17 protein-coding genes are annotated in these 18,451 nt (G+C 62.1%); 10 read left to right on the top strand and 7 right to left on the bottom strand.

Translation table 11 applies throughout. The features are described 5' to 3' along the window. Positions 1–159: 159 nt before the first annotated feature. Both ACP146_RS23275 and ACP146_RS23270 read left to right on the top strand, forming a co-directional pair. Positions 160–1,047 carry a PhnD/SsuA/transferrin family substrate-binding protein gene (locus ACP146_RS23275; RefSeq protein WP_422369144.1) on the top strand — a complete coding sequence of 296 codons (888 nt, stop codon included), beginning with the start codon at positions 160–162 and terminating at the stop codon, positions 1,045–1,047. A gap of 61 nt (positions 1,048–1,108) precedes the next feature. Then, complete coding sequence (locus tag ACP146_RS23270; RefSeq protein WP_422369143.1) at positions 1,109–2,632, top strand: sensor histidine kinase; 1,524 nt, start codon at positions 1,109–1,111, stop codon at positions 2,630–2,632. A 61-nt stretch (positions 2,633–2,693) separates the two neighbouring features. Here the strand turns inward: ACP146_RS23270 and ACP146_RS23265 are convergent, their stop codons facing one another. The 4 genes from ACP146_RS23265 to ACP146_RS23250 all read right to left on the bottom strand — a co-directional run bounded on the left by ACP146_RS23265 (position 2,694) and on the right by ACP146_RS23250 (position 6,649). After that, on the bottom strand, positions 2,694–3,923 hold the full coding sequence (locus ACP146_RS23265; protein WP_422369142.1) for a histidine-type phosphatase: 1,230 nt from the start codon (positions 3,921–3,923) through the stop codon (positions 2,694–2,696). A gap of 71 nt (positions 3,924–3,994) precedes the next feature. Continuing rightward, the gene (locus ACP146_RS23260; protein ID WP_422369141.1) at positions 3,995–4,855 is read right to left on the bottom strand and encodes a VTC domain-containing protein; all 861 of its coding nucleotides are present in this window, start codon (positions 4,853–4,855) and stop codon (positions 3,995–3,997) included. After that, a complete protein-coding gene (locus ACP146_RS23255) occupies positions 4,848–5,540 on the bottom strand; it encodes a DUF4956 domain-containing protein (RefSeq protein ID WP_422369140.1) in 693 nt (230 codons plus the stop codon). The genes ACP146_RS23260 and ACP146_RS23255 overlap by 8 nt, the downstream gene beginning before the upstream one ends. Positions 5,541–5,929: 389 nt before the next feature. Next, entirely contained in the window at positions 5,930–6,649 is a 720-nt protein-coding gene (locus ACP146_RS23250) for a DUF2336 domain-containing protein (RefSeq protein ID WP_422369139.1), read from the bottom strand. A gap of 272 nt (positions 6,650–6,921) precedes the next feature. On the opposite strand from ACP146_RS23250, the gene ACP146_RS23245 reads away from it, so the two are divergent. The 5 genes from ACP146_RS23245 (at position 6,922) to ACP146_RS23225 (ending at position 11,179) form a co-directional block, all read left to right on the top strand. Further along, positions 6,922–7,473: an RNA polymerase sigma factor gene (locus tag ACP146_RS23245; RefSeq protein ID WP_422369138.1), complete on the top strand. Its 552-nt coding sequence runs from the start codon at positions 6,922–6,924 to the stop codon at positions 7,471–7,473. Next, positions 7,470–8,297 (top strand): anti-sigma factor family protein, encoded by an 828-nt coding sequence (locus ACP146_RS23240; RefSeq protein ID WP_422369137.1) that lies wholly within the window; start codon positions 7,470–7,472, stop codon positions 8,295–8,297. The genes ACP146_RS23245 and ACP146_RS23240 overlap by 4 nt, the downstream gene beginning before the upstream one ends. Before the next feature lie 311 nt (positions 8,298–8,608). Further along, positions 8,609–9,925 carry a sulfite oxidase gene (locus ACP146_RS23235; RefSeq protein ID WP_422369136.1) on the top strand — a complete coding sequence of 439 codons (1,317 nt, stop codon included), beginning with the start codon at positions 8,609–8,611 and terminating at the stop codon, positions 9,923–9,925. 65 nt (positions 9,926–9,990) lie between these two features. Continuing rightward, the gene (locus ACP146_RS23230) at positions 9,991–10,338 is read left to right on the top strand and encodes a hypothetical protein (RefSeq protein WP_422369135.1); all 348 of its coding nucleotides are present in this window, start codon (positions 9,991–9,993) and stop codon (positions 10,336–10,338) included. Positions 10,339–10,600: 262 nt separating this feature from the next. After that, positions 10,601–11,179: a hypothetical protein gene (locus ACP146_RS23225; protein WP_422369134.1), complete on the top strand. Its 579-nt coding sequence runs from the start codon at positions 10,601–10,603 to the stop codon at positions 11,177–11,179. A gap of 20 nt (positions 11,180–11,199) precedes the next feature. On the opposite strand, the gene ACP146_RS23220 is transcribed toward ACP146_RS23225, so the two are convergent. The 3 genes from ACP146_RS23220 to ACP146_RS23210 form a co-directional block, all read right to left on the bottom strand. Next, positions 11,200–12,288 carry an ABC transporter ATP-binding protein gene (locus tag ACP146_RS23220; RefSeq protein ID WP_422369133.1) on the bottom strand — a complete coding sequence of 363 codons (1,089 nt, stop codon included), beginning with the start codon at positions 12,286–12,288 and terminating at the stop codon, positions 11,200–11,202. Then, positions 12,281–13,999, bottom strand: a complete 1,719-nt coding sequence (locus ACP146_RS23215) for an alpha-glucosidase (protein WP_422369132.1) — start codon at positions 13,997–13,999, stop codon at positions 12,281–12,283. The genes ACP146_RS23220 and ACP146_RS23215 overlap by 8 nt, the downstream gene beginning before the upstream one ends. 184 nt (positions 14,000–14,183) lie before the next feature. Continuing rightward, positions 14,184–14,435 carry a hypothetical protein gene (locus ACP146_RS23210; RefSeq protein WP_422369131.1) on the bottom strand — a complete coding sequence of 84 codons (252 nt, stop codon included), beginning with the start codon at positions 14,433–14,435 and terminating at the stop codon, positions 14,184–14,186. 467 nt (positions 14,436–14,902) lie between these two features. On the opposite strand from ACP146_RS23210, the gene ACP146_RS23205 reads away from it, so the two are divergent. From ACP146_RS23205 to ACP146_RS23195, 3 genes are all read left to right on the top strand, one after another. After that, positions 14,903–15,907, top strand: coding sequence for a hypothetical protein (locus ACP146_RS23205; RefSeq protein WP_422369130.1), 1,005 nt, complete (start codon positions 14,903–14,905; stop codon positions 15,905–15,907). 281 nt (positions 15,908–16,188) lie between these two features. Continuing rightward, complete coding sequence (locus ACP146_RS23200) at positions 16,189–17,244, top strand: hypothetical protein (protein ID WP_422369129.1); 1,056 nt, start codon at positions 16,189–16,191, stop codon at positions 17,242–17,244. Between the two features lie 281 nt (positions 17,245–17,525). Continuing rightward, positions 17,526–18,437 (top strand): LysR family transcriptional regulator, encoded by a 912-nt coding sequence (locus ACP146_RS23195; protein WP_422369127.1) that lies wholly within the window; start codon positions 17,526–17,528, stop codon positions 18,435–18,437. Positions 18,438–18,451: the final 14 nt, after the last annotated feature.

Here is an 18,451-nt window from a genome sequence, read left to right as displayed (position 1 = left end):
GGCGGGGTATGGCGAGGTATGGCAATTCCAGGTTGTTTGTTTCAGCGAATACTCAATACGGTTGAATTGATCCAATAGTTTTCAAGTTTTATTAACTTCGATCTTCTTAACTTATCCCCAACAACACGAATCCCTAACGCTACGATGGGGTAGTTTAAGATGGTTACCACAGTCCCGCGCCGAAGCGCCGTGCGATCAGCCGCGGCCGCTTTAATAGTCTGTGCATTCGCCGGCCTTTTACCGGCTGCCGCCGAGGCCAAGGTGGTTTTGACCTTCGGCACCTATGCACCGGACAAGCCCTCCGCCATGGTCGCCCAACTGCGTCCCACCCTGGATGCGATCGCCAAGGAAGCGACGGCGGTACTGGGCGAGGAAGTCGAAATCAGGATGCAGTTGGTGAAAGGCTATGAAGCCGGCGTTGCCTTGATTGTCGATGGCGAGGCGGACTTCACCCGCCTTGGGCCCGCCTCCTACATCTTCGCCAAAGATGAAAACGGTGGCCTTACCGTGCTGGCCATGGAGAACAAGAACGGCGCGAAATCCTTCGACGGCGTGATCGCGGTGCATCGCGACAGCAACTTGACCGATGTATCGCAGCTCCGCGGCCACAGTTTCGCCTTCGGCTCCAAGCGGTCGACCTTGGGGCGGTACTTTTCCCAACTGACGCTGATGCGCGCTGGGCTCTATGCCCGTGATCTTGCGCGCTACGAATATCTCGGCCGGCATGACAAGGTCGGACGGGCTGTCGGCTCCGGTCTTTTCGATGCCGGCGCGCTTGAGGAAACGACCTTCCAGAAGCTTGTCGATAAAGGCGTGCCGATCCGCGCGCTTGCGAAGTTCAGCAACTCAACCCGGCCCTGGGTCGCCCGTGCCGGTCTCGACCCCCGGGTACGCGACGCCCTGCGCCAGGCGCTTCTCAACGTAGATGACAGCGCCGCTCTGCGGGCACTGCGCTTCGACGGTTTCTTCGAAGGCAGTGACCGGGACTACGAGCCGACGCGCGACGCCATTCGCGCGAACCCGCAGTTCTTCGCGCAGCTTCAATAAACCCAGCTTCAGAAGACCCAACTTCAGTAGATAGGGCGCCGGCGGCGCTCGCAGGCGGTAAATGGATCAGCATGATTCGATGCCCAGCATCATCGGGCCAGAATACAGTGACGCGCGCCGGGGCCGCTTTCGCCTCGGTACGCAGTTGCTTCTGGGTCTGGCTGCGCTGGCCGTTCTGCTGGGCGGGCTCGCGGGTTTCATCATCCGCCACACTGAACAGACCTACCTGACCGAACGATCAATCGAGGAGGCCGGACGCAAGTTCGACCTCGTCCGGCTCTCCTCCCTCGAGGACATTCTCAGCGAAGACCTGCCGCGCCTCGAGACCACCATGAGTCAGATGATCGTCCGCGATCCCGACCTTTTCTCGGCGGTCATCGTGAACGAAGCCGGTGTGTCGCTCTATGCCTGGCAGCGTGACGCCGAGGTTCGGGAAGACCTGATCGAGATATCCAAGTCCGTAACCTTTGCCGGCGAAGACTTTGGCCGCATGACCTTCGCCTGGGATACCTCTCGGCTTCAGGAAGAGATTGCCAAACACACTTTTCTGATCGCCGTTGCGGTCGGCGGCGCCTGCCTGCTCCTCTCCTTTCTGATTTTCCTGCTGGTGAATGCCTTTGCGATCCGGCCCATCGACAAGCTTGTCGCGCATCTGGTGAGCTTCAGCCGCGGCGTCCACGTTAAACCGTATCCCTTGCCGTCCTTCGCCTCGGTGGAACTGCAGCAGTTGGACGAGGCGGTCAATTCGGTCGGCGCTTTGCTGACCCAGAAGGCGCAGCGTGAGGCGGAGCTGGAGGAGGCCCGCGACATGGCGGAGTCGGCCAACCGCGCAATGGCATCCTTCCTGGCGAACATGAGCCACGAGCTGCGCACGCCTCTGAACGCCATTAACGGGTTTTCAGAGATGATGGTGATGGAGCTTTTCGGTCCCCTCGGCGATCCCCGTTATGTCGACTATGCGCGCCAGGTGCACGGTTCCGGCAATCATCTTCTGGCACTCATCAACGATATCCTGGACATCTCCAAGATCGAGGCGGGCAAGGTCGAACTCAACATTGAGGACGTCGACTTTCGCGCCGAGGCGGAAACCTGTCTGCTGCTGATCCAGGAGAAGGCGGCGGAAGAGAGACTGCAACTGTCTGTCGATCTGTCCGGAAAGATTCCGATCCTGCAAGCCGATGCGCGGCATGTCCGGCAGGTTCTGCTGAACCTGTTGAGCAATGCCGTCAAGTTCACAAAGGCGGGCGGGCGGATCTCTCTGTCGGCTCAATGGTCGGCAAGCGCCGGGCTGCGTGTGGTGGTCGCCGACAGCGGCATCGGCATTCCCGAAGATCAGCTCGAGAAGGTCATGCAGCCTTTCGGCCAGGTTGAGAACCCTTACACGCGCCAGCATGATGGAACCGGTCTGGGTCTGCCGATTGCCGCTGCACTGGTGAAGCTTCACGGCGGCGAGCTGGTGATCGACAGCGTGCTCGGCGAAGGCACCAGCGTCACCTTTGTGCTGCCGCCGAGCCTGGCCAAGTCCGGCAGCGGGGCGGCGTTGTCAGTCGCCTCGCGGCGTGCCGTTGCCGCCCCTTCCCGCTAACGGTTTTCGCCCTAACGACCTCCCGGTGCCGGCCTGCCGTAACCGGGCCGTTGCCTCCTGATCAACCGCCGCATTCCTGCCGCCAGTTGCGGGGAATTGCATCGCCGACCGCGGCGGCAAAGTTCTTCAGCGAACAGGTATCTGAATCGCATCCGGGAACCCGGATGGTCTGCTCCGCGTCGTTGGTGACGAACTTCAGGCGGATCGCAAAGTCGCCTTCCGATACCTCGTGCAGTTCGAAGGCGTAGTGTGAAGCAAGCGGCGGCACCCGCCCTTTGAACAGCGGGCCGCTGGTGCGGGCGGTTTCAATACCCAGTGCTGCGTCGACGCCCAGCATGGTGCGCTGATGCCCGGAGTAGAGATAGAGCCGTTTGGCCCTGGCGTTGCCTTCGCTCACCTGGGCGAAATTCCTCAGGACGTCGGCAACGAAAGATCCGCCGGTCAAACGGCCAACGGTGCGGCCGAGAAACTGATGATGATAGTTCCAGTCCGCCAGCTCGCTCATCTTCTCCATGTCTTCCCGGGAGATGCCCTCGGGCAGCGGCAGGTTGTGCTGCAGGTTGGCGGAAAGCGGTTCGTAAACCTCGTTGATGAGGTACAGAACCGTGCCGATCTTCTTGCCTTCGTTGACCCCCATCACCGCCGAGACACGGCGCAGGAAGTCTTCGTGCTCCCTGCCCTTTTCCTCATAGAGTTCGGTGTTGCCCAGGCGCTTGACGAAGTTTCGGTAGCGGGTGCAACTGGCCCGGCCGGTCCAGGGCCGCATGACCGCATCGTTCTCCAGTGCGACGGCGTGGATCGGCACGGGGGTGAAGGCCAGCTCGGCGCTGGGCGCGGCCTCAAGGCTCTGGTCATAGATCGAAGGATCGGGGCCGAGGCCGAGGGGGTAGAGCCCGAGTATCAGCATCTGCGCCGACTGCAGGGCGCGGTCGGTGCTGCTGGAACGCACGGCAAGTTCGTCGGCGTGATAACGCTCGCTCAGGAGGCCGAGGTCTTCGACATAGCGCTTGCGCAGTGCGCCGCCCCTTTCATACATCTGGCGCATGCCGACCGCCGTCAGCTGACTGAAGCCCATGGGCCATTCGGTGGCGTTTTTGGGTGGTGCGTACTTGGGGGAGATAACGCCGTGCCGGTACAGCAAGGCAGCGGCCCGCAGTGTCTCCTTATCGCTTTGTGCCGCGGCGCCCTGTGCCGCCGCGCCGTCGGCCGAGCCGAGGCCCGTGAGGCCGATCAGGCCGGCGGTCAGAACCAAACCCGCGACGCCTCGCTGAAGTCTTTGCCAGAGTCTCATGTCTTCCTCTTGTCTGGTACCTTGGGGGGAAAGGGTGTTGAAGCCGTGCTGTTTGCCGCCTGTCTGTCTCTTTAGGCAAAGCGGCTCGCGCGAAAGCGGCGGCTGCGAAACTGATCGAAGCAGCGCTCGAGCGACACGGCGAACTTTGAAAAGGTCCGCTGCTGCAAGCCCAGAGTGTTGAGGCGGGTCAGCAGGATCTTGGGGATCTGATCATTGTACTTTACCTCGAGAACCGTCTCTCCGTTCGGCAGGCCCTGCTGATAACTCTCCAGCGGGTTGAGCGGTTCGGTAGCGAGACTGCAGAGCAGCCCGCTGTCGAAGGTCACCCGAAGACTTTTATAGAGTGCGCTGAAGAAGGCTTCGCGGTGATAGAGCACCGTCACGCAGGGCTGCAGGTTGAAGCGGTGGGCCAGATAGGTGAACTCCTTGGCTACGGCATCGCCGTTGTGCGCCATGGCAGCCGCCGGATCGTTGCCGCGCAGGAGGGCCTCGGCGGTGGCCATATCGAGCCTGGTGCGGCGCTTGGCGACAATGCGGTCGTAGCGGCCTTTCAGTTCCAGGTAGATCGCCGAGGGCGGCGCGTAGGCTGTGGCGCGATAGAAGCGCAGACGCGGTTTGACCCGGGCCAACTGGCCTTCGTGCTTTTCCGTGTAGTAGCGATAGTGCGGCGAGTCGAAGTAAATCGAGTGGTTGAAGTAACCGCCGTTGTCACCGTTGTTGGCGTCGCCTTCGAGCAGGCCCTCGAAGGCGTGACGAACCTTCGCCAGATCCCTTGCGGCGACCAGGTACTTTATCTCATAGCGGTTGGTGTAGGCCTGGGGCAGGGCGGGACCGGCTTCCGCCCGCCGGCGGGCCGTTACTTCGGCGCCGCCGCCGCCAAGGGTGAGCTGATTGAGTGTCGCTTCACGCCTCGGCTTTTCCCGCTCAGACATTCACCGAGCCTTCGCCGACCAGAAGATTGATGGATTGCGGGTTTGCCTTCTCGCGCAGTTTCTCGACGAACTCGCCGTAGCTCACCCTGGGCTTGAGATCGACTTCGTAGACCACGTCTTCCACCGCCGCGTCTTCGTTGGTCCGGGTAATGGAAACCACGGCGAAGTGCCGGCAGTGCTCGCGGCAGAGCTTGGCGACAGTGTCTTTGTCGCCCGGCGAGAGGCGCAGTTTCAGGACATAGGAGCGATGGTCCAGATCACCGAACTTGAACATGTGAAAGGCGAGCAGGAGAGCGCCGAGGAATCCGGTAAAGACCGCAGCATAGAGATGGAATCCGGTACCCGCGGCCATACCCACGGCGATGGCCGCGAAGATGAAGATGAGATCCCGGCTGTCCTTCACCGGCGTGCGGAAGCGGACGATCGACATGGCGCCGACCAGGGCGAAGGCACGGGCAATTTCCGAGCCGATGACGATCATGATCAACGACACGATCAGTCCGACCAGCACGATCGACTGCACGTAGGACTTGGAATAGGAGTATCCGCCGTGGGTGCGGATGTAGAGCCAGGCCAGCACGAAGTTCAGAACCGCGCTGGTGACCAGGGCGATCACCAGATCGATCAGGGTAACACTGGGCGTAATCTCAAGGGTGGTCAGCAGATCCTGCGACAGGTCTTCCATATGGCAATGTGCTCTCTACTTGATCGTTATTGACATGCGGAAGACCATTCCCGGAGTGCCCCCCACCAACTCTTGTTCCGGTCATGGCTGTCTCTGACGTTTCAGGTCTGCAGCTCAACCATGGGCTTAAGTTACTTCGTGAATTCCCAAAAGACCAAGATGAATTGTGACAGAATTGTTTCGAACGATGAATTTGATGGCGTTTTTCTTGGTTAACGTGCAGTGCTGAAGGAAATTGTACCCATTTGCTTTCATACTATTCTTATATAACTAAACGAAATGTGGAGGCTATTCACGTATCGGCATATAAATAAGAGCAATGGTATGGTTAATTACAACTAAAGAGCGGCTTGATCGTTCCGGGCAGGCCGATCATCCGGAAACAGGGATCAGCGCGAAAAAATCTGGATCTGCCACCAAGGCGCCGTGCTGCCCCGCCGGCGCTGAAGTTCTTGAGAGACGGCCGGGGAAACCGCATGACGGGCCAACAGGGCCTGTTGCAGCCCTGGGGCGGCAGAGGCCAAGAGTGCTTCGCTGACGGCGAGCGGAAGGCGCTCGCGCCCGATCAGCCCTTGCTGGATGGTTTCGTCGTCGCCGAAGCGGTCGAGGCAGCTCTGCAGGGCGTCTGCGTCGATCCTGGCGGACTTGTTGGCGAGCAGGGTCGTCAGCACCCGGGCGCCGGCAACGGCGGTCAGCGCAGCGGCCACCGGGGCGGGCAACTGGGGCCGCGCTGCAATGGTGACCTGTTTTGCGGGATCGCCGCTCCACACCAGCTTTACCAGATCATCTTCGTTCAACACGGCAGAGCGCGCGATGAAGGGGAGGGAGACCGACGGCTGGTCGCTCGCCAGCGCCAGAGCGATATCGCGCGGCAGGGCGGTGAAGCCCGTGATCGCGGCACCGAGCTGGCGCCGGGCGGCTTCATCGCCGTCGCGCAGAACTTGGCGGCAGGCGGTGAAAGCCTCATTTTCAGCCTCGGCAGAGGGTTGGCTTTCCCGCAGGCCGTCGAGCAGACCCAAGGCGCTGACCAGGGCGCTCTGTTTTGACCCGGCATTTTGATCTTTGCGGGAAGCTGGGCCGTTGGCTGGCTTGCCTGCCATTGGGGGCATCGGTTTGTTCCGCTTTGGTCGATGGGTGAGGCCGGCGTTTCGCAGCATCAGCGGCCGCCAGGGGCCGGCCGACACAGCGGAATTATCCCTTCGGCACCGTAAACGTGGTCCTAACGAGGGGCGCAAAACCCGGAACGCGTCCCTCGGAAAGTCAAGCGGGGCAGCAACCCCAGAGCGTTGGCTGGCACCCAGAAGTTGTAATTCTCCGAGGCGTCTTGTCAGCTCGCCGCTTCCTCGGTCAGGATGCCCCTGCCGCGCTCGGAGACAACTTGGTGACAAGCTCGAATCCTCATCGGCTGGAAGGGTATCTGGACCGGCTTTTCGGTTTTGCCGTCAGTCTTGTCGGTAATCGGGAGGAGGCCCGCGATCTCGTCCAGGACTGTGCGGTAAAGGCTTTGTCCGCGCGCCGCGTGCCCCTGGACGAGCCGGCCTATCGGGCCTGGTTGTTCAGGGTGCTGAGGAACCGTTTCATCGACCGCCTGCGACAGAACCGGCGCCGGCCGGAGGTCGCGGCGTTCGACAGTGCCGCCGAGCTGCAGACCCGATCCATAGAGCCGGACCAGGCCTGGCGCGGCGATCAACATTTGATTAACCGGCTGACGGTAAAGCTGGCGCTGCAACAACTTTCCGCGCGAGAGCGTGAAATCATTGCGTTGATCGACATCGCCGGTTTGACTTACGGCGAAGCGGCAGCGGTCCTGAACGTACCGGTCGGAACCGTGATGAGCCGCATCAGCCGTGCGCGTCATGCCTTGCTCGTGGTGGTGAACGAGAGCAACATCCGCAGCCTGCCCGAGCCCGCGATCAAAGGATCAAGAAAGTGAAGTCCGGTCAGCCAACCTGGGAAGAGCTCAACGCCTATGTCGACGGCGAGCTCACCGACGAGCGCGCGGCCGAGGTGGCGGCCGCCTTGGGCCGCGACCCGGCCCTGGCCGATCAGGTTGCCGCGCTGCACCGTCTGAAGGGCGCCGCCCAGGGCCTGGTGGAGGAAGGGGGGATCGACCTGCCTTCGGAAAAACGGCAGGCCGCCGCCTGGCTGCGCTCCGGGATGGCTTTGGCCGCCTCCCTGACGATGGTGTTTCTGCTGGGCGGGCTGTGGATTCTGCTCTCGCCGCCGCCGGAGCGCCATGTGGTTTGGGCGACGCAGGCCTGGGTGACCCATGCGAATTGGCCGGCAGCGGCAAGCGACGGCAGTCGCGATCAGAACGGTGAACAGACCGCGGCGCTGCGTCTTGCCCAGCAAAAGCTCGGCCCGGCCGCCTATGTGCCGGATCTGCTTTCTGCCGGCCTCAGCCTGGACCATGTCGGCGACGGGCCGGTCATCGACGGCATGCCGTCCCTGCATCTGGGTTACCGCGGGACGCGGGGCTGCCGGCTCAGCCTTTTCCTGCTGGCGGGCGGTCTGGGTCTGGATCAGCAGATGTTGGATCTCGCACCGGATGCGGGTTCGGCCGGGCCGCGCCAGGCGATCGCCTGGCAAGGCGGCGGTTTCTCCACCCTGCTGTTGGCCGAAGGCATGGATCCGCTGCGTTTCGCCGAGATCGCCCGACGCCTGTTCCGCGCCAGTCTGGAACAGCGCCCCTTCGGCAGAGAGACCCGCCTGGCGCTGCAGCGCAGCTACGCCCAGGCCGAACGCTGCCTGACCTAGAGCAGATCCGGGTTTGATGGAATCGCTTCAGCGATCCTTTAAACCCGGTGAATCTGCTCTAACCATTTAATGTCGATCGGATTCACATGTTTTGGCGCAACCACGAAGTGGTTCCGTCAAAACACGATCCGATCTAGGACGATCCCCCTGCTGTCCCCCTGCTGTCGGTGCCGGTCCCGGCATTTTTTTGGAATGATTTCCGGAACCGCGGCGTTTCCTCCTTCACTGCCGATCCCGAATCATCGGCTGCAAGCCGATTGCGGCAAACCAACAGCGTCAGGCCAACCGGCGCGAACCAACTGGGGGAAGAAATGACCGATCGCAAACAAGAACGCGGCCTCTGCGAGATCTATCAGGACGATCCGGAGCGGGCCGACTACCTCGTTTTCGGGCGCCGGGCCCATGCCGACCGTCGCGGCTTTCTGCGCGGCGCAGGGCTGGCGACCATGGGCGCCGTTCTGGGTGCCGCCATCCCGTTTCACCGCAACATGCCGGCCGGGCTCATTCCCGCCGCGCTGGCGGAGGAAACCGAGCTTTCGCTGTTCGAGGCGAAGGACGGCCTGACTCTTCTGAACGACCGGCCGGTAAACGCCGAAACGCCACCGCATCTGCTCGACGATTCGGTGACACCCAATGCGCGCCACTTCGTGCGCAACAACGGCACCGTGCCGGACATGGCCTTGGCCATGGACGCCAAGGACTGGCGGCTTACCGTGGACGGCGCGGTCGATACGCCGCTCGAACTGACGCTGGATGATCTGCGCAGCCGTTTCGAGGTGGTGAAGCTGAAGCTGCAGATCGAATGCGGCGGCAACGGCCGGGCCGGGTTCAATCCGCCGGCCAAGGGCAACCAATGGACTCTCGGTGCCATCGGCAATGCCGAGTGGACCGGCGTGCGCTATGCCGACGTGCTGAAGGCGGCGGGTATCAAGAGCGAGGCGATCTACACCGCGCACTACGGCATGGACGGACATCTTTCCGGCAATCCGGACAAGCTGCCGATCTCTCGCGGGGTGCCGCTGGCCAAGGCGCTGGAGTCCCACTCCCTCATCGCCTTTGAAATGAACGGCGAGCCGATTCCGGCGCTCAACGGTTTCCCGGTGCGCACCATCTGTCCGGGCTGGCCGGGCTCGACCTCGCAGAAATGGCTGCGCCGCATTGAGCTGCGCGACGTGGTTCACGACGGCCCGAAGATGACCGGCACCTCCTACCGGGTGCCCTACTACAACGTGGCACCGGGCACCAAGGTGGACAAGAAGGACTTCCGGATCATCGAGTCGATGCCGGTGAAGTCGCTGATCACCACGCCACAGACCAACACCACCATCCAAAGCCGCCAACTCGCGTTGCGCGGCCATGCTTGGGCGGGTGACCGAAGTGTTGCAAAGCTGGAGGTCTCCATCGATTTCGGCGCCAGTTGGATCGCCGCGGAACTGGATGCCCCGCCCAATCGCTATTCCTGGCAGGACTGGCGCGCGACCTTGTCCTTTCCGGAGAAGGGCTACTACGAGGTTTGGGCCCGGGCGACCGACAGCGAGGGCCGCATGCAGCCCTTCGCAGTGAACTGGAATCCCAAGGGTTATCTGAATAACGCCATGCACCGGATTGCGGTGACCGTCGCCGCATGAGAAGCCTTTCATGGGGTGATCCCCGGCGAAGCCGAACGCTTGGCGGCTTTGGCCGCAGCGTTGGTATGTGCAGCGCGATCCTGGTCTCGCTTCTGCTTGCCACGACCGCACGGGGGGAAGACGATCCCTTCGGCAGTACCTGGCCCGAAGGGCCGGGCCGCGATGAGACGGGCTATCTCTGTGGCGCCTGTCATTCCCTGCGCCTCGTCACCCAGCAAGGATTGTCGCGCAGCGATTGGGACGAAACGCTCGACTGGATGGTCGAAGAGCAGGAGATGGAACCGCTGGAGCCCGACGAGCGGGCCCTGATCCTGACCTATCTCAGCACCCATTTCGGCATCGACCATCGCCCGGATCATGTTCAGCCCGGCGGTCTGCAAGCCGTGCCCGGATTCCCGTCGGCCAAGCCCTAGCGCGGTCGGACTCTCGCCGTTCCCCCTACCCCCAAAGGGGCTACCCCTACGGCGCGATTGCCCCGGGCGGTACTGCTTTTCATACTCTTGCCTTGTAGATCCTCCGGGTCCGGGCAAGCGGGGGTGCTGCCGTCGGCGGTGTGATCCGGGCCACCAGAGCGCATCGACCCAGGATTGCTTCGAAGGGCGCCGAAACGGTGCCGACAATCACGGAAAAGCGGAAGTCGCAGGCAGGGTGTTACGGGGGCAGGGGGTGACGGGCATGAGGCCAAGAACCGACGAGATCATCAGGGCTTTCACCGAAGGCTCGCCGAGTGACCGCCAGGCGATCCTCGCGGCGATGCCGCCGACCATGGCGCGCGACGTGGCGATCCAGCTTGCCGCATCGGACGAACCCAGCATCGCGGTGGTCGGTCTCGATCAGGTCACGGCCGATCATGTCGGCGACCGCGACCCGGAACTCTGCCTCTCCCTGGCGACGGCCTGTTATCACGTCTGCCGCCATCTCTACGGCAATCACGGTGCCGGGCCGGCCCAGGTCTACGTGAATACCGCCGGCCGCTCCGCACACTTCGTGATCACCGCTCTGCGCAGCCTGTCACGCTACGAAGAGGTGTTGCGGTTTCTCGATGCCGCGCTGCCCTGGTTGGAAGAGGCGCGGCATCGCAGCCACCTGACCGATCTGATGATCGCCCGCATCGAGGCGCACCTTCATTTGAGGCATGAGAATCAAGCTGCAGAGCTGCTGCTGGCGATTCCCGAAGACCTGCGCAGTCAGGACGTGCGCTTTGCGTCGCTGCGCCGTCGCCTGGACGTGATTGCGGCGCCCGACCGGCTGTAAGTCTTACAGGGTAACAAGTCTTACAGGGCGACGCGGGGGAAGGCCGCCCCAGATGCATTGAAGAGGTGGCACTGCGCGGCATCCAGTCCGGCCGGCATCTGATCGCCCTCGCGCACGCTGGCATCCCCTTCGCTGCGCACCACAACGGTTTCACCGTCCGGAAGCGTCAGATAGGCGAGGTTGGAGTCGCCGAGTTGCTCGACGACGTCGACGCGTCCGACAAGCTGGGAGGGGCCGCCGGCAAGGATGTGTTCGGGGCGTACGCCGAGGGTCACCTCGTCGCCGTTGCGCGCACCCTCTGCCTTCACCGGAATGTTGGCTTTGACGTCGCCCGGCAGGGCCACCTCGACCGCCGCTTCACCGACATTGGCGATAGCGCCCTTTACGAAGTTCATCTTCGGTGAGCCGATAAAGCCTGCGACGAAGAGGTTGTTGGGATGATGATAGAGTTCCAGCGGTGAGCCGATCTGTTCCACGTTGCCGGCATTCAACACCACGATCTTGTCGGCCAGGGTCATGGCTTCGATCTGGTCGTGGGTCACATAGACCATGGTCGCCGCCATCTCGACGTGCAGCTTGGCCAGTTCGATGCGGGTCTGGACCCGGAGGGCGGCATCCAGATTCGACAGCGGTTCGTCGAAGAGGAAGACCTTGGGCTCGCGCACAATGGCGCGGCCGATGGCGACACGCTGGCGTTGGCCACCCGACATCTCCTTCGGCTTGCGATCGAGCAGGTGGTCGATCTGGAGAATCCCCGCCGCGCGGCGCACGCGCTCTTCGATGACATCCTTGCCCGCCTTGGCCAGCTTCAGGCCGAAAGCCATGTTGTCGTAGACCGTCATATGCGGATAGAGCGCATAGGACTGAAACACCATGGCGATCCCACGCTGGGCCGGCGGCAGTTCGTTCACCAGTTGGCCGTCGATCGTCATCTCGCCGGCGGTGATTTCCTCCAGGCCCGCGATGAGGCGCAGCAGCGTCGACTTGCCGCAACCGGAAGGGCCGACGAAGACGACGAACTCACGATCGGAGATCGTCAGATCGACACCATGAATGGTCTCGATCTCTCCGAACGACTTGCGGATACCGCTCAGCACCACTTCAGCCATGGTTTGTTCCTCCCTCAATTCCGTTACCGGAAACTTCTTGTTGTACTTCATTATTCATGCCGCCGAAGAAAACGCCATAGCGCGGCAGGCGCAGTGTCCCGTTCTCCAAGGCGGCGGTAAAGCCGTGTCCGTCGAGGGCTTTCAGGTCCTGACTGTCTTCCAGTTGCAGGTCCCTTGGTTCGGGCCCGCAGTTGAAGACCGCCAGCATTTTCTGTTCCGGGCAGCGGCGCTCGAAAATCAGAAGCGGCGCTTCGGACTCCTTGACCGTCAGGCTGCCAAAACGCAGCGCCGGCTGCGTCCGGCGCCAGTGCAGGAAACCGCGATAGGCGTTGAGCAGCGACCCGGGCAGGTGGTCCTGCCGGTCGACGGCGAGTTCCAGGTGACTGGGGTCGACCGGCAACCAGGGCTCCGCCGTCGAGAAGCCGGCATGATCGGCCGATCCTTGCCAGGGCATCGGCGTGCGGCAGCCGTCGCGCCCTTTGTACTCCGGCCAGAAAGCCTTGCCGTAAGGGTCCTGCAGGCGCTCGAAAGGCACCTCGGCCTCGGCAAGGCCGAGTTCCTCGCCCTGGTAGAGGCAGGCGGTGCCCCGCAGGCTGAACAGCAGGGCCATCAGCAGGCGGGCGAATTCGCCGTCGCCGGGGTTGCCCCAACGCGACACCGCCCGGGCGACGTCGTGGTTGCTGAACGCCCAGCTCGCCCAGCCGTCGTCGATCTGCGCTTCCATTTCCTCGACCACGTCGCGCAGGTGCTCGGCGGTGAAAGTCTGGGTCAGCAGGTTGAAGGTGTAGGCCATGTTCAGGCGGTCGCCGCTGCGCGTGTAGTCGGCGGCGATGGACAGGGAGTCGTCGCCGCTGACTTCCCCCATGGTGGCCCTTGCGTTGTAGCGGTCGGTCAGGGCGCGCAGGCGTTTCAGGAAGTGGACGGTTTCCGGCTGGGTCTTGTCATAGAGATGACGCTGATAGGCATAGGGGTTGTCCAGCGGCACACCATCGGTCGGCCGTTCCCCCGGCTTCAGCGGCGGGTTATCGCGCAGCTGAGGGTCGTGGGTGCAGAAGTTGACGGCATCCAGGCGGAAGCCGTCGACGCCCATGTCGAGCCAGAAGGCCGCGTCCGACAGCAGTTGGTCCTGCACCGCCTTGTTGTGCAGGTTCAGATCCGGCTGGCAGGTCAGGAAGTTGTGCAGGTAGTATTGCCGGCGCCGCGGCTCCCAGGCCCAGGCGCCGCCGCCGAAGATCGACAACCAGTTGTTGGGCGGCGTGCCGTCGGTTTTCGGGTCGGCCCAGACATACCAGTCGGCCTTGGCATTATCGCGGCTCTGCCGGCTTTGCGTGAACCAGTCGTGTTCGTCGGAAGTGTGGCTGAGCACCAGGTCGATCAGGACCTTGAGATTCAGCCTGTGGGCTTTTTCCAGCAGGTGCTGAAAGTCGTCGAGAGTGCCGAAGATCGGATCGACGGCCCGGTAGTCGGCGACGTCGTAGCCGAAGTCGCGCATCGGCGACTTGTAGAAGGGTGAAATCCAGATCGCATCGACGCCAAGGGATGCGACGTAGTCCAGCTTTTCGGAGATGCCCGCGAGATCGCCCAGGCCGTCGCCGCTGGCATCGTGAAAACTGCGCGGATAGATCTGATAGATGACCGCGCCGCGCCACCATTCATTCTTTGCCGTCGCCATTGCGCGCGTTGCCGCAGACTGCGCTTCGACGCCGGTCATGTTGTCTTGGCTGCCCGCGGCCGAAAGAAGCCTGTCGCCTGGTCCACCCTCTTTGCCTCCCGCTTCCTGGGCTCTTTCCCTTCCAGAACGGGTCGAGCCGAGTCAGGCATCGGCAACCTTAGGAGGTCCCAAAAGCGATGGCCAGGGGTTAATAGGAGACCGGCAACCGCAACCCGGATCTGCTCTAGGCGCGTTGCCGCCGCAAGCGTTCCAGTGCGTCCAACGGGCTGTCGGAGAGGCCGCCCCCCTCGATACTGGCGATCTCCCTGACCATGTCGAGAAGCTGGTGCTTCTCGGCAGCGTCCATATTGGCGATAGCCGCCAAGATTCCGGCGGCGGCGAGGCGGGCATCCTCGATGCCGTCCAGAGGGTTCTGATTGGCCTTGCTGCTTGGCCGGGCCCTCTCCCGTCGCGCCCGATTCCCTGGCGATTCCACCCCCAGGATTAAACAGGATCATGGATTGAAGGGCAGCGTACTGGAGAAACCGGCAGTTTCAATTACCCGGGGGGTGGGCCGTGACATGAGGAACGCGTTTTGCGGGAGATATGCAGATAGGTTTCGTTTTTTACGATTGTTTTCGGTTTTCGGGGCGAGTTTCCTCTGGATTTTCACCTTCAAAGCGAATTGCAATCTTAGCGATTATCGCTAATTGATATGTCAGCAAAAGATGATTTATTGTTTATTATGATTTACCCGCGAAAATGGCATCCAGCTGCAAAGAGTTGAAAACTGTGGAAATGATGAGTGGTATGGGTTGCTTTGTCGATCTGCCGACAGTGTCCAACGGATCATCGGGGGGGTGAGTCCTCATGGTCGGTAATGCCATGCCTGGGCGCAGCAATTCGGTCGCCCAATCTCATCTAAGATCCTATTCGAAGCCGCCGGTCCGGTCCGATATTCCTTTGGATGTCGAACCGCCTGACAAAGACACGCTGCATAAGCTGCCGCTCCAGGGATTACCTCTTGTCACCTCCGGCCTGCGCAAGGCGCGCCTGATCAAGAACGCCCGCTTCGAAGGCGTCGTCGAGCTGTTCTCCGACGAAAAGTCGGGCAGCGGCCAGATCTCGCCGGACCGCCTGGCGGAGGTCTATCACTTCGATTCCCACAATCAGTCCGACCTCGATCTGATCAAGCATCTCAGCCAGCTCAACAGCTACGATGTCTATACGGTCCGCGTCGCCCTGCGCCGACTCGGCATGGAGGTGGAGGACGTCGATGCGCTGCAGATTTCTCCGGAACTGCGCACCCAGTTGGTTCCGCACATGCGCACCTTCACCCGGCCCCTGCTGCACGCGGTCTATGGCGGCGAGACCCAGGAGCCGGGCGACCTGAAGGATCTGATCAACCTCTTTGTTTCGCCGAACAAGGCGGTCGCAAAGGAAAACCTCGCGCGGCTGTCCCACAGAATGCGCATCGAAGTGACCGCGATTCCGAAGTTCATCGAAGATTATGGCGATGTCTATCTGGCGCTGGCCTACTACCAATACTGCCTGGATCAGAACAAACCGCAGATTCAGAGCTTCCTGCAGGCCATGGAAGAGATGCAGCGCACCCCCAGCCTGAAACAGGCCGCCAATCTGATGGCAACCTGCAAGATGCTGGAAACCAAGATCAACGGGATCGTCCATGAACTTGGCAACATCCTGGAGATGTTCCGCATCCGCACCATCGACATGTGGGAGAAGATGTCGGAGGAAACCTTCCGGCGTATGGAGGCGATGATTATCGGCTACCAGACGGCCATCGGCGCCGCGCTCTGCATCATCACCGTGAAGATGAACGCCTGGAACCAGCAGTTCCCGCAGAAGGAAAGCGGCGGTCCCTGGAGCCGCGCCGACTTCCTGATGACCAACATGCGCCCCGGCCTCGAGCTGGTGCAGGACATCCGCTACGAAGACGCACAGTAATCCGGGCGGTTGGAAACGCGATGGCAGGCGATCCGCCCTGTCTTCAGCCTCCCGTCCGCTTCCCAGCTTTCTGCGTGCCGCTTCACTACGACAGCCTATGCGAGAAGAGTCCCGCCGCTCGCTGCGCCGGCGCCTCGACCGCCGGCCGGGCGGTAGGGATGGAGGCCAGCATTTCTTTGGGGTTTTCGCGAAAAAGGATTTAGCGAAAAATAAACATAACGCGTATAGATGGATATTCTAAAGAGGCCCATCGGCGCCGTGATGCAGAGGAGCTCAGCCGCGTGTCTGGAAATCCGGATCCCGTACCGACCGCAAGCATGCTTTCAATCAGCGAAGAAGACGATGCTGTCGCCAAGGACTCGCTGCACATTCTGCCGTTGTCCGGTCTGCCCTTGGTTACCCCGGGCCTGAAGCGCGCGCGCCTGGTCAAGAACTCCCACCTCGAAGGCGTGGTCGAACTCTTCGCGGACAGCCAGTCCGGCAGCGGACAGGTGGCGCCGGAAGATCTGCCACAGGTTTTTCACTTCGACGCGGACAACCAGCGCGACCTGCCGCTGATCAGAAATCTCAGCCAGCTCTCCAGCTATGACGTCTACAGCCTGCGTGTCGAACTGCGCCGTCTCGGCATCGAGGTCGACGACGTCGACGACCTCCGCCTCTCCGATGCGAAGGTGCATGAGGTTACGCCCCATATGTCGAGTTTCACCCGCCCGCTGTTGCGCGCGGTTTTCGGCAAGGATGACAAGAAAGAGCGGTCGCTAAAGGAACTGGTCCAGCTTTTTGCCTCACCGGATGCCGAGGCGGCGCAGCGCAATCTGGGTAAGCTGGCGGACCAGATGAACCTGCAAGTGACCGATATTCCCAAGTTCCTGGAGAACTATGGCGATGTCTATCTTTCCCTTGCCTACTATCAATCCTGCCTCGATGCTTCTCAGGCCAAGCTGCAGGCTTTCCTGAAGGCGCTGGCCGAGTTGAAAGCCGACAAGAACCTCGGCAAGGAACGCGGCGTGGTGTCGGCCTGCTCGGCTGTCGAAACCAAAATCGCGACCGTCGTGGGCGAAGTGGGCGATACGCTGGACATGTTCCGTGCCCGCACCGAAGACATGTGGGACAACATGTCGGCGGACTCATTCCAACGCATGGAACAGATGATAACGGACTATCAGAGCAAGGTCGGCGGCGCGCTCTGCGTCACCTCGGTGAAGCTGGATGCCTGGGCTGAAAAGTTTCCCCGCAGCGGTGTCGGCGGTCCTGTACGCCGCGCTGACTTCATTTTGAACACCATGCGCCGCGGACTCGACCGCGTGGAAAGCATCGACTACCACGACAAGCCCTGAAGAGACGGGCCGGCGCGCCGCGATCCCTCAACACCGGTCGCGCCAATCCTCAAGCCCGATGTCGCGTTGAAGGTGGTTGCCCAGCTCTCGTACATGCAGGACGGCGGGTGATTTGCGGCGCGGACGCCACCACTGCAGAAGCTGCCTCAGCCATATCCACCTGCTGCGAATGCCAAGGGCCATCAACATCTTCATCTCCGTCGTTCGGTTTTCCACGCGGAGACAGTTGTGCATTCAAAAATAAATGGCTATTGCCTATAACTGTATTGTAATATTCATAAATGGATAGATCGCAGCCAAACTGGGATGATCTCCGGGTTTTTCTGGCCCTGGTGGAGACCGGCAGCCTCTCGGCCGCGGCCCGCCGGTTGGGGATGAGCCAGCCGACGGTCGGCCGCCGGATTCAGGCTTTGGAGGAGACGCTCGACAAACGGCTGTTCGATCGCCTGCCGAAAGGCTATCTGCCCACGGCAGCCGCCGAAGCCCTGCTGCCGATGGCGGCCTCCATGGGCGCCGCGGCGGAGGCCATCGACCGCAGCCGTGCGGTGAGTGAAGAACTCAGCGGCACGGTGCGCATCTCTGCCGGTTCTTCGGCCTGCCGCTTTCTCTGCAATCGGATGACCTTGCTGCTTGACGGTCTGCCGGGGCTGGAACTGGAGCTTGCCGCCTCCTTCGAATTCACCAACCTCTCACGTCGCGAGGCTGACATCGCCCTCCGCAACCGACTGCCGGAACAGGGCGATCTGGTGACGCAGCGTGTGGCGCGACCTGCGGTAGCCGTCTACGGCAGCCGACACTATGTCGCCGGGCGGGAGATCGATCTGGAGCCGGACCGCTATGCGGAATGGGACTGGGTCGGCTATGACGAGGCGCATCAGCACCTGGCGACGGCGCGCTGGCTCTCCGCCAAATTGAAAGGCGGGCGCCAGCGGGTGCGCTGTTCCACGCCGCCGGAGAAACTCTATGCCGTCAAGGGCGGCGCCGGCCTGGGCCTGCTGTCATGCTACGCCGCCGACAGCGAACCCGATCTGGTGCGGGTCGGGGATCCGATTCCCGAGCTGCAGGGCGAGACCTGGATGGTGGTGCATCAGGACATGCGCCAGACCGCACGCATCCGCGCTGTCGTTGACCGTCTGCTGAAGCTGTTCCGCGATCACCGCCCTCTGTTCGACGGAGAGCGGCCGATCTCGTGAGCCTTGCTGCCAGG

Origin of the sequence: Pelagibius sp., assembly GCF_965249265.1 — a bacterium.
In the GTDB taxonomy this organism is placed as follows: Bacteria; Pseudomonadota; Alphaproteobacteria; order Kiloniellales; family Kiloniellaceae; genus Pelagibius.
Note: the sequence above shows the minus strand (reverse complement) of the source record. Positions and strands in the feature narration are given on the sequence as shown.

What these genes read in the sequence shown, in the direction of transcription:
- ACP146_RS23265 (WP_422369142.1), bottom strand. Translation starts at nt 3,923, where the DNA reads ATGAGACTCTGGCAAAGACTTCAGCGAGGCGTCGCGGGTTTGGTTCTG.
- ACP146_RS23275 (WP_422369144.1), top strand. Translation starts at nt 160, where the DNA reads ATGGTTACCACAGTCCCGCGCCGAAGCGCCGTGCGATCAGCCGCGGCC.
- ACP146_RS23195 (WP_422369127.1), top strand. Translation starts at nt 17,526, where the DNA reads ATGGATAGATCGCAGCCAAACTGGGATGATCTCCGGGTTTTTCTGGCC.
- ACP146_RS23250 (WP_422369139.1), bottom strand. Translation starts at nt 6,649, where the DNA reads ATGCCCCCAATGGCAGGCAAGCCAGCCAACGGCCCAGCTTCCCGCAAA.
- ACP146_RS23270 (WP_422369143.1), top strand. Translation starts at nt 1,109, where the DNA reads ATGGATCAGCATGATTCGATGCCCAGCATCATCGGGCCAGAATACAGT.
- ACP146_RS23220 (WP_422369133.1), bottom strand. Translation starts at nt 12,288, where the DNA reads ATGGCTGAAGTGGTGCTGAGCGGTATCCGCAAGTCGTTCGGAGAGATC.
- ACP146_RS23225 (WP_422369134.1), top strand. Translation starts at nt 10,601, where the DNA reads ATGAGGCCAAGAACCGACGAGATCATCAGGGCTTTCACCGAAGGCTCG.
- ACP146_RS23230 (WP_422369135.1), top strand. Translation starts at nt 9,991, where the DNA reads ATGTGCAGCGCGATCCTGGTCTCGCTTCTGCTTGCCACGACCGCACGG.
- ACP146_RS23255 (WP_422369140.1), bottom strand. Translation starts at nt 5,540, where the DNA reads ATGGAAGACCTGTCGCAGGATCTGCTGACCACCCTTGAGATTACGCCC.
- ACP146_RS23215 (WP_422369132.1), bottom strand. Translation starts at nt 13,999, where the DNA reads ATGACCGGCGTCGAAGCGCAGTCTGCGGCAACGCGCGCAATGGCGACG.
- ACP146_RS23235 (WP_422369136.1), top strand. Translation starts at nt 8,609, where the DNA reads ATGACCGATCGCAAACAAGAACGCGGCCTCTGCGAGATCTATCAGGAC.
- ACP146_RS23260 (WP_422369141.1), bottom strand. Translation starts at nt 4,855, where the DNA reads ATGTCTGAGCGGGAAAAGCCGAGGCGTGAAGCGACACTCAATCAGCTC.